Source organism: Kitasatospora sp. NBC_00315 (assembly GCF_041435095.1).
Classification (GTDB): domain Bacteria; phylum Actinomycetota; class Actinomycetes; order Streptomycetales; family Streptomycetaceae; genus Kitasatospora.
The window spans coordinates 5,115,627-5,129,304 of record NZ_CP108025.1 but is presented as its reverse complement, the minus strand read 5'-3'; the positions used below and the strand labels follow the sequence as shown (position 1 = coordinate 5,129,304).

Here is a 13,678-nt window from a genome sequence, read left to right as displayed (position 1 = left end):
GTAGGAGTCGGCGGCCTCGATCACAGCTCGTCCGTCGGGCCGTGCTCGTGCATGGGGATGCGGACGCCGCGCTCGGCGGCGATCTCCTCCGCGCGGTCGTACCCGGCGTCGACGTGCCGGATGACGCCCATGCCGGGGTCGTTGGTGAGCACCCGGCGGATCTTCTCGCCGGCCAGTTCCGTGCCGTCGGCCACCGTGACCTGGCCCGCGTGGATGGAGCGGCCGATGCCGACGCCGCCGCCGTGGTGGATGGAGACCCAGGAGGCGCCGGAGGCGACGTTGACCATGGCGTTGAGCAGCGGCCAGTCCGCGATCGCGTCCGAGCCGTCGAGCATGGCCTCGGTCTCGCGGTAGGGGGAGGCGACCGAGCCGCAGTCCAGGTGGTCGCGGCCGATCACGATCGGCGCGGCGAGTTCGCCGGCCGCCACCATGTCGTTGAAGCGCTCGCCGGCCTTGTCGCGCTCGCCCTGGCCGAGCCAGCAGATCCGCGCCGGCAGGCCCTGGAAGTGCACCTTCTCCTGCGCCAGCTTGATCCAGCGGTGCAGCGACTCGTTCTCGGGGAAGAGGTCGAGGACGGCCTTGTCGGTCTTGGCGATGTCCTGCGGGTCGCCGGAGAGCGCCGCCCAGCGGAATGGGCCCTTGCCCTCGCAGAACAGCGGCCGGATGTACGCGGGGACGAACCCGGGGAAGGCGAAGGCCCGGTCGTAGCCCGCCAGCCGGGCCTCGCCGCGGATCGAGTTGCCGTAGTCGAAGACCTCGGCGCCGGCGTCCATGAAGCCGACCATTGCCTCGACGTGCCGGGCCATCGACTCGCGCGAGCGCCGGGTGAACTCGGCCGGCTCGGCGGCCGCGTAGTCGGCCATGTCCTCGAAGGCCACGCCGGTCGGGAGGTAGCTCAGCGGGTCGTGGGCACTGGTCTGGTCGGTGACGATGTCGATCGGCGCGTCCATCGCGAGCAGCTGCGGGAAGACGTCCGCGGCGTTGCCGAGCAGGCCGATGGAGAGCGGCTGCTTCCGGTCGCGGGCCTCGGTGGCGAGCTCCAGCGCGTGGGCGAGGCCGGTCGCCTCGACGTCCAGGTAGCGGTGCTCGATCCGGCGCGCGATGCGGGACGGGTCGCAGTCCACGCAGATCGCCACGCCGCCGTTCATCGTGACGGCCAGCGGCTGGGCGCCGCCCATGCCGCCGAGACCGGCGGTGAGGGTGACGGTGCCCGCCAGCGTCCCGTCGAACTTCTTGTCGGCGACGGCGGCGAAGGTCTCGTAGGTGCCCTGCAGGATGCCCTGGGTGCCGATGTAGATCCAGGACCCGGCGGTCATCTGCCCGTACATGGTGAGCCCGAGGCTCTCCAGTCGGCGGAACTCCTCCCAGTTGGCCCAGTCGCCGACCAGGTTGGAGTTGGCGATCAGCACGCGCGGCGCCCACTCGTGGGTCTGCATCACGCCGACCGGGCGGCCGGACTGGACCAGCATGGTCTCGTCCTGCTTGAGCGTCCGCAGGGTGCGGACCATGGCGTCGAACGAGCGCCAGTCACGGGCCGCCTTGCCGGTGCCGCCGTAGACGACCAGCTTGGACGGGTGCTCGGCCACCTCGGGGTCGAGGTTGTTCATGAGCATCCGCAGCGCGGCCTCCTGCTGCCAGCCCTGGGTGGTCAGGCCCGTCCCGCGTGCGGCACGCACCTCGCGCGGACCACTCGTCTGCTGCTGCACCATGCTGGCGACCTCTCTGCGGATGTATTCATTCAGACTTCTGTGGTCTGAATATATCCAATCAGTCGGTCTCCGGCCAGGTCTGCCGCCCGCCGCTTCCGGCCGGGCCCGTCACGCGGGTCACTCCGGGGGCCGCGGCGGCATCGGGGGCGGGGCCCCGCCGTGCAGGGCCGCCAGCCTGTGCCGGTACTCGTCGACGTCGATCTCGCCGGAGGCCAGCCGGTGGGCGAGCACCTGTTCGGGGGTGGGAGGCGCGGCGGCGGGCGGGACGGCGGCGGGCGGGCCGGCGCCGTCGCCCTGCCAGTGGGGCGGGGCGCCGGCCGCAGGGGTGCCGCGGCCGGCGAGCGCCCGCCACAGCAGTACCAGGACGCCGACCAGCACCAGGCCGACCAGCAGCGTGATGATCCCGGGCACGATCCACGTCCACGCCGTGTGGTGCCCGTCATGCCAGTAGTGCCTCATCTAGCTCACCTGTCACAGACCGTGGGTCAGGTGGATATCCGCACGCTCCAGTGTGCCCCCGGGGCCCGCTGTTTCGCACCGGGGAACCCCGGGCTCGGGCTTTGGCCCAGCGCAGCCCCGGGCCCGGGCCGAGGGAGAACGGCCGTCAGGCCGCCGCGTCGCCGTCCCAGTCGATGCCGATCTCGGCCAGCCAGCGGCGGTCGTCCGCGTGCGGACCGCCCGGCGCGACCGGGGCGGCGGCAGCCGGCCGGGCAGCGCGGGGGATCTCCTGGACCGGGCCGAGGCCGTAGCGCTCGGCGGCCGCGGTCGAGGCGGCGTCGGGTTCGATCACCCCGACGTGGACGGCGCTCTCGTCGCCCGGATCGAGGACGACGAGTTCGGGTTCGGGCAGCCGGCGCAGGGTGACCCGGCGGCCGCAGGTGGGGCAGGTCCACTCGTCGGTGCCCGTGGCGAGCCGGCCGACCAGTTTCATCTCGTGGATCACACGCATGTCGTGCACCCCCGTCCGGCCCGTCAAGGGGGCCTGGGGAGGGGATGCCCGAATTCGGGCGGAATCACTCCCGGCGGGGGCTCTCCGGGGCGGGTCTACACCGAACTGTGCCCATCACGGCCCGGCCGGCCCCGAGCGGGCCCGGTGACGACCCCGCGGCCCGAGGCTCACTCCAGGAAGAGTCCGCGGGCCGCCGCCGACTGCTCGATCCCCTCCAACCGGGCCTCCGCGCCCGGCAGTTCGTCGCACATCGCCTGCAGCAGCACCCGGCCCAGCATCATCGGGGCGCACGCGGTGTCGAAGACCAGCCCGGTGCCGACGGCCGCCGGGAGCAGCAGGTCGGAGAGCTTGGCCACCGGGGCGAAGGCGCTGTCGGCGACGGTGATGACGGTCAGCCCGCAGTCCCTGGCCGCGGTCAGAGCGTCCATCAGTTCACGGGGGTAGCGGGGAAGCGCGAAGCAGAGCACGGCGGTGGCACCGGCGGTGGCGGCCTGTTCGAGGCGGTCGGCGAGCATCGACCCGCCCTCGTCGATCAGCCGGACGTCCGGATGCACCTTGGCCGCGAAGTACGCGAAGCCGTGCGCCTGGGCGGAGGCGGCGCGCAGCCCGAGGACCGGCAGCGGCCGGGAGGCGGCCAGGACCCGGGCCGCGCGCAGGACCGGCGCGGGGTCGGCGAGCAGCTCGGCGAGGTGGCGCAGGTGCGCGATCTCGGCCAGGACGGCCTGCTGGTGCTCGTTGCGGACGGCGTCGTCCGGTGACTCGGGCGCGGTGGGCTCACCGGCGCCCAGCTCGCGCAGCTGCTTGCGCAGGGCGGGGTAGCCGTCGTAGCCGAGCGCGACCGCGAAGCGGGTGACCGAGGGCTGGCTGACACCGGCCAGTTCGGCGACCTCGACACTGGAGAGGAAGGGGGCCTCGGTGGCGTGCCGGACCAGCGAGTGGGCGATCCGGCGCTGAGTCGGGGTGAGCCGGTGGCCCTCGAAGAGCCGGAGCAGCCGGGCGGAGGGGCCGACGGTGCCGGTCTCGTCGGTGTCGGTCATCGGCTCTTCCTCCGGATGCGGGCTGTTCGGACGACTGTGCAGCAGTCTCGCCCCGTGGGCAAAGACGTCTCGACGGCCGGGACGCCTGAACCGTCGGGGTGACCCTGATTTCTCCCTGATCCGCCCCCGAGAGCGGCCCGTGGCCATGGACCGCGACCCCGCCCGCCGACCACCATGGGCCTCATGGAATCTCGCCAGGACGAACTGCGCCGCGACCTCGACGCCGCCGTACAGACCCGCAAGGAACTGGGCGCGGAGTACGAGAACGAGATCATCGACTCGTTCCTCGCCCGGATCGACGCCCGGCTGGACGCGCGGGCCGGACACCGGCTCGCCGACCGGCCGGCCGGCCCCGCCGCGGACCGGGAGCAGTCCCGCGGCCGGGGCAGTCGGCTCACCCTGAGCATCGTCTCGCTGGTGATGGGCATCCCGCTCACCGCCATCGCCTCCGAGAGTGCCGGGGTCACCGGCCTCATCGTGTGCTGGGCCGGGATCGTCGGGGTGAACGCCTCGGCAGCGCTCGGCGGTCTGCGCCGTGAGCGGCAGGCCGCCCGCGCCGCCCGGAGCGAGTGGTTCTGACCACCGCTCACCCCGGGCTTCCGGCGCGGGTCAGGCCAGCGGGCCGGTGACGCGCTCGACGGCGCGCAGCAGCTCGCCGGAGGCGACCAGTTCGGCGGCGGCCTCCAGGTCGGGCGAGAGGACGCGGTCCCGTCCGGCGCCCTCGACGCCGGCCGCGCGGGCGGCGGCCAGCGCGGCGGCGGTGGCCGGGGCCAGCGGGCCGCTGCCGTCCGCCTGCTGACGGATCTCCAGCGCGCGGGCGGCGGCCGTCAGCTCGACGGCGAGGATCCGGCCGAGGTTCTCGACGGCCTGGCGCAGCTTGCGGGCCGCGGACCAGCCCATCGAGACGTGGTCCTCCTGCATCGCGGAGGAGGGGATCGAGTCGACCGAGGCCGGTACCGCGAGCCGCTTGTTCTCGCTGACCAGCGCGGCCTGGGTGTACTGGGCGATCATCAGACCGGAGTCGACGCCCGGGTCGTCGGCCAGGAACGCCGGCAGTCCGTGCGAACGGGACTTGTCGAGCAGCCGGTCGGTGCGCCGCTCGGAGATCGAGCCGAGGTCGGCCGCGGCGATGGCGAGGAAGTCCAGCACGTACGCGACCGGTGCGCCGTGGAAGTTGCCGTTGGACTCGACCCGCCCGTCGGCCAGCACCACGGGGTTGTCGACCGAGGCCGCGAGCTCGCGGGAGGCGACCAGCTGGGCGTGCGCGAGGGTGTCGCGCCCGGCGCCGGCCACCTGCGGGGCGCAGCGGACGGAGTAGGCGTCCTGGACGCGGGGGGCGTCGTCCTGGTGGTGGCCGGTGAGCCCGGAGCCCTTGAGCACGGCGAGCATGTTGGCGGCGCTGGCCGCCTGGCCCGGGTGCGGGCGGATGGGACCGTGCAACTCGGGGGCGAGCACCCGGTCCGTGCCGAGCAGGGCCTCCAGCGACATGGCGGCGGTGACGTCGGCGGTGGTGAAGAGCCGGGAGAGGTCGGCGATCGCCATCACCAGCATGCCGAGCATGCCGTCGGTGCCGTTGATGAGGGCCAGGCCCTCCTTCTCCAGCAGCTCGACGGGGGTGATGCCGGCCTCGGCGAGCAGCTCGCCGGCCGGGCGCTCGGCGCCGTCCGGGCCGTACGCGACGCCTTCGCCCATCAGGGCCAGCGCGCAGTGCGAGAGCGGCGCCAGGTCACCGGAGCAGCCGAGCGAGCCGAACTCGCGCACGACCGGCGTGATGCCGGCGTTGAGCAGGGCGGCGATGGTCTGCGCGACCAGCGGGCGCACCCCGGTGCGGCCGGAGGCGAGGGTCTTCATCCGCAGGAACATCAGCGCGCGGACCACTTCGCGCTCCACCGCCGGGCCCATGCCGGCTGCGTGCGAGCGGACGAGCGAGCACTGCAGCTGGGCGCGCAGCTCCGGGCTGATGTGGCGGACGGCGAGGGCGCCGAAACCCGTGGAGACGCCGTAGACGGGACGCGGTTCGGCCGCGAGGGCCTCGATGGTGGCGCGGGCCTGCGCCATCTCGGCGAGCGCGTCGGGGCCGATCTCGACCCGGGCGTTGCCGCGCGCGACGGCGAGTACGTCCTCGGCGCTGACATCGGCCTTGCCGACCTGGACGAGCGGCGCGTCGTGGGCCACAGCACTGTGCATATCCATATACACCATCACATCAGGTGAATGAAGATATGACAACCGGTGGCCGGAACCCCTTCGGGTGAACCGCTCGCGGACCCCGGCCTACCCGCCCGGCCACCGGGTGGCGCAGGCTGGTGGGGCACGGCGAACGGAAGGCGGAGGACCGATGGGGCGAGCGACGGCACGACGACGGGTGACACGGCTGCGGGGAGCGCGGTCGTCGGCCCGGCCGGACTCGCTGGCGGCGGAGGAGCCGCTGGAGATCAGGGTCGGGGGCGAAGCGCTGACCGTGACGATGCGCACCCCCGGGGACGACTTCGACCTGGTGGCCGGGTTCCTGGTCGGCGAGGGACTGGTGCACTCGACCGACGCGCTCGCCGCCCTGCGGTACTGCGCCGGCACGGACGGGGACGGCGCCAACACCTACAACGTGGTGGACGCGACCCTGCGCGGCGGCGGCGTCCTCCCGCTCTCCGCCCACCGCAACCTGCTCACCACCAGTGCCTGCGGGCTGTGCGGCAGGGACACCGTGGAGGCCGTCCGCACACACGTCCGCTGGCCGGTCGCGCGGGACCCGCTGCGGGTCTCCCCGGAGCTGCTGTACGGCCTGCCGGACCGGCTGCGCGCCGCCCAGCGGACCTTCGAGGCGACCGGTGGCCTGCACGCGGCCGGACTGTTCGACGCCACCGGCCGGCTGCTCTGCGCCCGTGAGGACGTGGGCCGGCACAACGCGGTCGACAAGGTGATCGGCTGGGCCCTGCGGGAGGGCCGGCTGCCGCTGACCGGGCACCTGCTGGTGGTCAGCGGCCGGGCGTCGTTCGAGCTCACCCAGAAGGCGGCGCTGGCGGGCCTGCCGCTGCTGGCCGCCGTCTCGGCGCCGTCCTCACTGGCCGCGGACCTGGCCGAGGAACTGGGCCTGACCCTGGTCGGCTTCCTGCGCGGGGAGAGCGCCAACGTCTACACCCGCGCCGACCGGGTGGCCGGGGAGCCCGGACCGGGCGGCGGCCCCCGTACCGCCCGCATCTGACGGGCGGTACGGGGGCCGCGGACACCCGGCGGTGCGTCAGTCCCGGCTGCGCCGGCGGAGCAGCACGACGACGACCACGAGCAGGACGACGAGCAGGCCGATCACCACGATCGCGCCGATCAGCTTGCCGAAGAAGCCCGACTTCTTCTTGGTCTTCGACTTGGCCTTGGACTTGGACTTGGCCAGCTGACCGGCCTTGGCCGCCTGCACCTGGTGCCCGGCGGTGGCGCCGGCGGCGTTCGCCGCGGCGGGTGCCTGGGCCGGAGCGGCCTGGGCGGCGACCGCGGCGCGCGGCGCGGCGGCCTGGGCCGGAGCGGCGGCGACCGCCGCGCCGCCGAAGGCCAGTGAAACGGACAGGACCAGACTCGCCAGACGTGCTCTCATCGACTCACTCCCGATTCCGGCGGGGCCCCCTTGGCTGCCGATCGCGCTTACTGTGCCATGCCCCGACGACGGCCGACAGGCCTGGGGCCGGGCTGTGCCACGACCGCAACCACCCCGGGACAGGGCGGTCACCGCGACCCACCGCCTGCCCCACCGTCACCTCGGGCATGCCCGGAACCCGGCCCGGATCCGGCCCGCCGGAAACTGCCCGCCGGCCCATCTGCCGGGCCGCCCGCCCGGACGCTCCGCCTGGACGCCCGCCGGGCGGCGCCCGTCACCCGTTCAGGACGGCGGCGGCGAAGCCGGCCCGGAGAGGGCGACCGCCACCAGGGTCCGCATCGCCGAGGCGATCTGACCGAGCGGCAGCGTCGCGTCGTCGGCGAACAGCTCGACCAACCAGCCGCCCGCCACGTTCTGCCCGCCGGCCGCGACCATCCCCCGGTAGCCGCTGACCACCAGCACGGCCTCCTCGGCCGGATCGTTGCCCGCCGACCCCGCGCGCAGCGCGAAGGAGCCGCCGCGGACCGTCCGCCGGGTCAGCGGGTAGTGGCGCAGGTCGAAGATGGCGTCGGGAGCCTCGATCTGGGCCCGCTGGGTCTCGGCGCGCGAGCTGCTCGGGCCACTGGTCATCCGGTACACGGCGTGCCGCACGGTACGCATCAGGTGCGAGCCGGGAGGGACGTAGGAGACCCACCAGCCGACCGCGTCCAGCAGCCGCGCCGCGGTCTCGGCGACGGCGACGAGCCGGCCCAGCGTGTCGGCGGGGTGATGGGCCCGGACGGCGCCCGGCTGGTCGAGGGCGCCCAGCACGGCGGTGAGCAGCTGGCCGGGATCGGCGCTGTGGGCGGCGCCGCGGATCCGGCGGCGGTCCCCGCCGGCGCGGGTGGAGGAGCGCCGCCCGTCGGCGCGGTGGTGCGGGTCGGCGGCGTCGGCGAGCAGCACGGTCGGATCCGGCGCGAAGCCGGGGCCGTGGCTGCGGCCGGCCACCACGGGGTGGGCGGCGCGGGCCGCCTTGGCGCGGTACTGGGCGGCGTCGGCGAGCCGGAAGAGCCGGTCCGCGGTGGTCACCGGACCGATCGAGTCGCCGGTGGAGGCGACGCCGCAGGCCACTCCCTCGCCCTCGGCGAGCGCCAGCGCCCGGGCACAGAGCTCCTCGGCGACGGCCACCACCTCGTCCGCCTTCTGCCCCTCGGCCAGCAGGCAGAACTCGTCCCCGCCGAGCCGGGCGGCGAGGCTGCCCGGAAGCTTGGCCGCGGCCAGCGAGAGCTGGTGGGCGAACCGTTCCAGCAGCCGGTCGCCGACCTCGTGGCCGAGCTGGTCGTTCACCCGCTTCAGGCCGTTGACGTCGCAGACCACCAGGGTGACCACGGTGTTGTCCCGGTTGTGGGACTCCAGCGCGCCCTCCAGCCGGGCGTCCACGGCGCGCCGGTTGGCCAGCCCGGTGAGCGGGTCGGTGAAGGCCAGCCGGCGCAGGTCGGCGAGGCGCTCGGTCTGGGCCAGACCGGCCGAGATCTGGGCGGCGAGCAGGGTGGCGTAGTCGGCGTCGGCGTCGGTGAACAGCGGCAGACCGGCCGTCCGGGCGAGGTATAGCTCGCCCCAGGCCTGCCCGTGCAGCACGATCGGGGCGACCAGGCAGCACTCCCGGCCGCGCCGGCGCAGTCCGGCCGCGCGGTGCTGGCGGAACGCGCCGCCACCCGGGTCCGCGGGGCCCACCGAGGACGCGCCGGCGGGCGGGTCGGCCGGCTCGGCGGTCTGCAGCCAGGCCCGCGGGAGCCGCCCGGTGGTCCAGCGCTCCTCCAGGTAGGTGACGATCTCGGGGAAGTCCGCCACCGGGTACGACTCGTCCTCGGGCAGTTCCTCCTCGCCGGGCGCGAGGTCACCGTGGTTGACCAGCACCCGCAGCCGTCCCGACTCGCGGTCCCAGACCGAGACGGCGGACATGGTGGCGGCCAGCGCGGTGGTGGCGCGGCCGGCCGCGGCCTGGACGGCTTCGAGCGGGGTGAGGGCGCCGGCCATGTCCTGGGCCAGTTCGACCACCGACTGCAGGCGCAGGTCGGGGGTCAGCGCGGACGGCTCGCAGTCGGCCGCCGGGCCGCCGTCCGCGGTCGAGCCGCGGTCCGTCGCGGTCGCCTCACTGCTCACCGGCTCGCCTCGTCCCTGGGCTCGGTCCTGGTGGCCGCACCACGACAGGGCCCGCGGGCCGCTCCCGAGTACGACTGGCTCTGCACCAAGACTAGGGCGGTTTCCGCTGGCTACGCCCTATTTGTCGGGCCGGACGCGGCCGGTCGCGCCGTGTCCGCGCCGGCGGCCGCCGGGACGCCGCCCGGCGCCCGGCGCCGGGCGCCGGGCTCACTCTCCCCGGACACGCCGGGAGAGCAGCCAGGGCTCGACCAGGCCGAGACCGCGGACCGGCCGGCGCCACATCGGCTGCAGCCGGAAGCGGTGCCCGGCGTTGACGTCGCCGCCGAGGGTCATCCCGGCCGCGGCGGCCAGCGCCTCGGCCAGTTCCGGGCCGTCCGGCTCGGCCGGGGCGACGCTCCCGTTCTGCTCCAGCGCCGCCGCGAACTCACCGTCGATCAGCACCGCGTCCTTGGGCGCGATCGAGGTGAGCCGGCTGGCCAGGTTCACGGTGGTGCCGAACACGTCGCCCATCCGCGAGGTGACGGTGCCGAAGGCGAGGCCGACCCGCAGTTCGGGCATGGTGTCCTCGTTGGCGAGCGTCTCGACCAGGCCGAGTGCGATCTCGGCGGCGGTGACCGGATCCTCCGAGACGTACAGGATCTCGTCACCGAGGGTCTTGATCACCCGGCCGCCGAGGCCGGCGATCAGGTCGGAGCAGGTGTTCTCGAAGGTCTCGACGAGTTCGCCGAGCTCCTCCTCCTCCAGCCGGCGGGAGAGCCGGGTGAAGCCCACCAGGTCCGCGAAGCCCACGGCGAGCCGGCCGCTGGTGATCTCGTTGTCCTCGGCGGCCTGCACCACCCGGCCGGTGACGGCGGCCAGCTGGCGGCGCCAGACGTACACCAGGAACTGTTCCAGCTCCGGCAGCAGCAGCTCCACGAGCGGGTACGCGACGTCGGCGCGGGTCAGGCCGGGCTCGACGGACTGCGTGAGGTTGTCCAGGAAGGTGTCCATCTGCCAGCCGGCCAGCCGCGCGGTGGTCTGGCCGGTGGATCGGGCCACCTGGATCGCCATCGACTCGCTGAGCAGCCCGGACTCCACCAGGCCGGCGAGGCGGCGCAGCGCGATCACGTCGCTCTCGGTGAGTGCCCGGGACTGCCCGATGTCCGGGAAGCCCATCGCCCGCCAGAACCGGCTGGCCAGCTCCATCGGCACACCGGCGGCCCGGGCGGCCTGGTAGGGGGTGTACTGGCGCGGAGCGTCCAGGATCAGCCGCTCCAGGTCCAGCGCGACCGTCTGGTCGTCCGGACTCTCCGCCGTTCCGCCGCCTTCTGCCACCGGTCCGTCCCCGTGCGGTTGCCGCACTTGCTCTCGTCCCGCCTACTCGACACCCCGGCGGTGGCGCGCACCGCCCGCCCCGGAGGGGGTAGTGGCGCGCCTCACACCGCTGCCAGGTGGAATGTTCGCACGAAATCGCGTCATCCGAGGCATCCGCCCGGGGCAAGCAGCGGCAAAGGGCCTGGTTGCCGCAGGCTCTCAGCCACTCTCCGGCCGGACGTGCACGACGTCGCCCGCGCCCACCGGCTGCCTGGCACCGTCGGCCGTGCGGACCACCAGCCGCCCGTCGCCGTCGATCGCCACCGCCTCGCCCGCCAGCTCCCTGCCACCGGGCAGCTGGACCTTCACGGCCCGCCCGAGCGTGCCGCAGCGGTCGGTGTAGGCGGGCAGCAGACCGCTCGCGTGCGGGTCGCCCGCAGCCGCCGTCCACTCGCGGTACAGGTCGGCGAACTCGCGCAGCAGGGCCCGCAGCAGGGTGCCGCGGTCGGTGACGGCGGCACCGGCCAGGGCGAGCGAGGCGGCGGCGGGCACCGGCAGCTCGTCCTCGCGCAACGAGACGTTGAGGCCCAGGCCCGCGATCACCGCGCCGTCGGCGAGCTCGGTGAGGATGCCGCCGACCTTGCGCTCCGCACCGTCGACGGAGACCTGGAGGTCGTTGGGCCACTTCAGGGTGACGTCCACCCCGGCGACCCGCCCGAGCGTGCTCGCCGCCGCCACGCCGACCAGGATCGGCAGCCAGCCGAAGCGCTCCACCGGGACGGCGGCGGGCCTCAGCAGCACGGAGAGGAAGATCCCGGAGCGGGGCGGCGCCGTCCACCGGCGCTCCAGCCGCCCGCGCCCCGCGCTCTGCGCCTCCGCGACCAGCACCGCGCCCTCGCCGGCGCCCTCCTTGGCGCGCGCGGCCAGGTCGGTGTTGGTGGAGCCGGTCTCGGTCACCACGTCGAGGGACGTCCACAGGGCACCGGGGAGCAGCAGGTCGCTGCGCAGGGCGGCGGCGTCCAGCGGCGGCCGGTCCAGATCGGTCCAGGGGGAGGGGCCCGCGTGGCCGAAGCCGCGCAGCCCGCTGCGACGGGAGGAGGCGGTCCCGTCGGACGACACGCCGGACGAGGGACGGACCGGCTCGCTCGCTGACTCAGTCATGGGACCGAGCCTAGGGCCACCACCGCCCAAGGGCCCGCAGGGCGAGCGCGCAGGCCGCCCCATCGTCCCGCAGAACGCTCGTTAACACACTGTGTCGCTGGCCATAACGGAAAACGCTCCGCGCTGGCTACGCTACCGAGCGGTAGTTCGTTGCGCCGCCCTGCCCTCACCCAGTACCGACAGGACGCGGCCCAGGATCAGGGAGAGCGACCGGATGACCGACGCCCCGTACGACCCGCACACCACCGCCGGCAAGCTCGCCGACCTGCGGCGCAGGCTCGACGAGGCGGTGCACTCCGGCTCCGCCGCGGCCGTCGAGAAGCAGCACGCCAAGGGCAAGCAGACCGCCCGCGAGCGGGTCCTCGAACTGCTCGACGAGGGCTCCTTCGTCGAGTTCGACGAGTTCGCCCGGCACCGCTCGACCAACTTCGGCCAGGCCGGGAACCGGCCGTACGGCGACGGCGTGGTGACCGGCTACGGCACCGTGGACGGCCGTCAGATCGCGGTCTTCGCGCAGGACTTCACCGTCTTCGGCGGCTCGCTGGGCGAGGTGTTCGGCGAGAAGATCGTCAAGGTGATGGACTTCGCGCTGAAGACCGGCTGCCCGGTCGTCGGTATCAACGACTCCGGCGGCGCGCGGATCCAGGAGGGCGTGGTCTCGCTCGGCCTGTACGGCGAGATCTTCCGCCGCAACGTGCACGCCTCCGGCGTGATCCCGCAGATCTCGCTGATCATGGGCCCCTGCGCGGGCGGCGCGGTGTACTCCCCCGCGATCACCGACTTCGTGGTGATGGCGGAGGGGACCTCGCACATGTTCATCACCGGCCCCGACGTGATCAAGACCGTCACCGGCGAGGACGTCGGCATGGAGGAGCTGGGCGGCGCCCGCACCCACAACGCCAGGTCCGGCGTCGCGCACCACCTGGCCGCCGACGAGAAGGAGGCGGTCGAGTACGTCAAGAACCTGCTCTCGTACCTGCCCTCCAACAACCTGAGCGACCCGCCGGCCCACCCCGAGGAGGCGGACCTCACCGTCACCGAGGAGGACCTCGAACTCGACACCCTGGTGCCGGACTCGGCGAACCAGCCGTACGACATGCACAAGGTGATCGAGCACATCCTCGACGACGGCGAGTTCCTGGAGACCCAGGCGCTGTACGCCGGCAACATCCTCACCGGCTTCGGCCGGGTCGAGGGCCACCCGGTCGGCATCGTCGGCAACCAGCCGATGAACCTGGCCGGCTGCCTGGACATCGCCGCCAGCGAGAAGGCCGCGCGCTTCGTGCGCACCTGCGACAGCTTCAACATCCCGGTGCTGACCTTCGTCGACGTGCCCGGCTTCCTGCCCGGCACCGGCCAGGAGTGGGACGGCATCATCCGGCGCGGCGCCAAGCTGATCTACGCGTACGCCGAGGCGACCGTCCCGCTGATCACCGTGATCACCCGCAAGGCGTTCGGCGGGGCGTACGACGTGATGGGCTCCAAGCACCTGGGCGCCGACCTCAACCTGGCCTGGCCGACCGCGCAGATCGCGGTGATGGGCGCCCAGGGCGCCGTCAACATCCTGCACCGCCGCGAACTGGCCGAGGCGCAGGACGTGGAGGCCAGGCGGGCCGAACTGCTCGCCTCCTACGAGGACACCCTGCTCAACCCCTACCTGGCGGCCGAACGCGGCTACGTGGACGCGGTCATCGCGCCCTCCGAGACCCGCCGGCACATCGTGCGGGGGCTGCGGGCACTGCGCGGCAAGCGGGAGAGCCTGCCGCCGAAGAAGCACGGCAACATTCCCCTGTAGACCCGGCCG

11 protein-coding genes and 1 pseudogene are annotated in these 13,678 nt (G+C 74.1%); 3 read left to right on the top strand and 9 right to left on the bottom strand.

Features of this window, described 5'->3' with window-relative positions; all coding sequences use genetic code 11:
* Positions 1-20: 20 nt before the first annotated feature.
* The 4 genes from hutU to OG823_RS21285 all read right to left on the bottom strand — a co-directional run bounded on the left by hutU (position 21) and on the right by OG823_RS21285 (position 3,695).
* Entirely contained in the window at positions 21-1,709 is a 1,689-nt protein-coding gene (gene hutU / locus OG823_RS21300; protein WP_371481167.1) for a urocanate hydratase, read from the bottom strand.
* 117 nt (positions 1,710-1,826) lie between these two features.
* Positions 1,827-2,168 (bottom strand): hypothetical protein, encoded by a 342-nt coding sequence (locus tag OG823_RS21295; protein ID WP_371481166.1) that lies wholly within the window; start codon positions 2,166-2,168, stop codon positions 1,827-1,829.
* Positions 2,169-2,313: 145 nt separating this feature from the next.
* Positions 2,314-2,658 (bottom strand): hypothetical protein, encoded by a 345-nt coding sequence (locus OG823_RS21290; protein WP_371481165.1) that lies wholly within the window; start codon positions 2,656-2,658, stop codon positions 2,314-2,316.
* Between the two features lie 167 nt (positions 2,659-2,825).
* Complete coding sequence (locus OG823_RS21285; protein WP_371481164.1) at positions 2,826-3,695, bottom strand: MurR/RpiR family transcriptional regulator; 870 nt, start codon at positions 3,693-3,695, stop codon at positions 2,826-2,828.
* A 183-nt stretch (positions 3,696-3,878) separates the two neighbouring features.
* Between OG823_RS21285 and OG823_RS21280 the strand changes: the two genes are divergently transcribed.
* Positions 3,879-4,274, top strand: a complete 396-nt coding sequence (locus tag OG823_RS21280) for a hypothetical protein (protein ID WP_371481163.1) — start codon at positions 3,879-3,881, stop codon at positions 4,272-4,274.
* 30 nt (positions 4,275-4,304) lie between these two features.
* Here the strand turns inward: OG823_RS21280 and hutH are convergent, their stop codons facing one another.
* Positions 4,305-5,882 (bottom strand): histidine ammonia-lyase, encoded by a 1,578-nt coding sequence (gene hutH, locus OG823_RS21275; protein ID WP_371484585.1) that lies wholly within the window; start codon positions 5,880-5,882, stop codon positions 4,305-4,307.
* 151 nt (positions 5,883-6,033) lie between these two features.
* Here hutH and fdhD point away from each other — a divergent pair, with 151 nt between their 5' ends.
* Complete coding sequence (gene fdhD / locus OG823_RS21270) at positions 6,034-6,894, top strand: formate dehydrogenase accessory sulfurtransferase FdhD (protein ID WP_371481162.1); 861 nt, start codon at positions 6,034-6,036, stop codon at positions 6,892-6,894.
* A 36-nt stretch (positions 6,895-6,930) separates the two neighbouring features.
* Here fdhD and OG823_RS21265 read toward each other — a convergent pair whose 3' ends face one another.
* The 4 genes and pseudogenes from OG823_RS21265 to OG823_RS21250 all read right to left on the bottom strand — a co-directional run bounded on the left by OG823_RS21265 (position 6,931) and on the right by OG823_RS21250 (position 11,874).
* Complete coding sequence (locus OG823_RS21265; protein ID WP_371481161.1) at positions 6,931-7,278, bottom strand: hypothetical protein; 348 nt, start codon at positions 7,276-7,278, stop codon at positions 6,931-6,933.
* Positions 7,279-8,157: 879 nt separating this feature from the next.
* Positions 8,158-9,294, bottom strand: a pseudogene (locus OG823_RS21260) (diguanylate cyclase domain-containing protein); the annotation flags it as partial.
* A 333-nt stretch (positions 9,295-9,627) separates the two neighbouring features.
* Complete coding sequence (locus OG823_RS21255; protein ID WP_371481160.1) at positions 9,628-10,734, bottom strand: adenylate/guanylate cyclase domain-containing protein; 1,107 nt, start codon at positions 10,732-10,734, stop codon at positions 9,628-9,630.
* A gap of 198 nt (positions 10,735-10,932) precedes the next feature.
* A complete protein-coding gene (locus OG823_RS21250) occupies positions 10,933-11,874 on the bottom strand; it encodes a biotin--[acetyl-CoA-carboxylase] ligase (RefSeq protein WP_371481159.1) in 942 nt (313 codons plus the stop codon).
* A 214-nt stretch (positions 11,875-12,088) separates the two neighbouring features.
* Between OG823_RS21250 and OG823_RS21245 the strand changes: the two genes are divergently transcribed.
* Entirely contained in the window at positions 12,089-13,669 is a 1,581-nt protein-coding gene (locus OG823_RS21245; RefSeq protein ID WP_371481158.1) for an acyl-CoA carboxylase subunit beta, read from the top strand.
* Positions 13,670-13,678 lie beyond the last annotated feature (9 nt).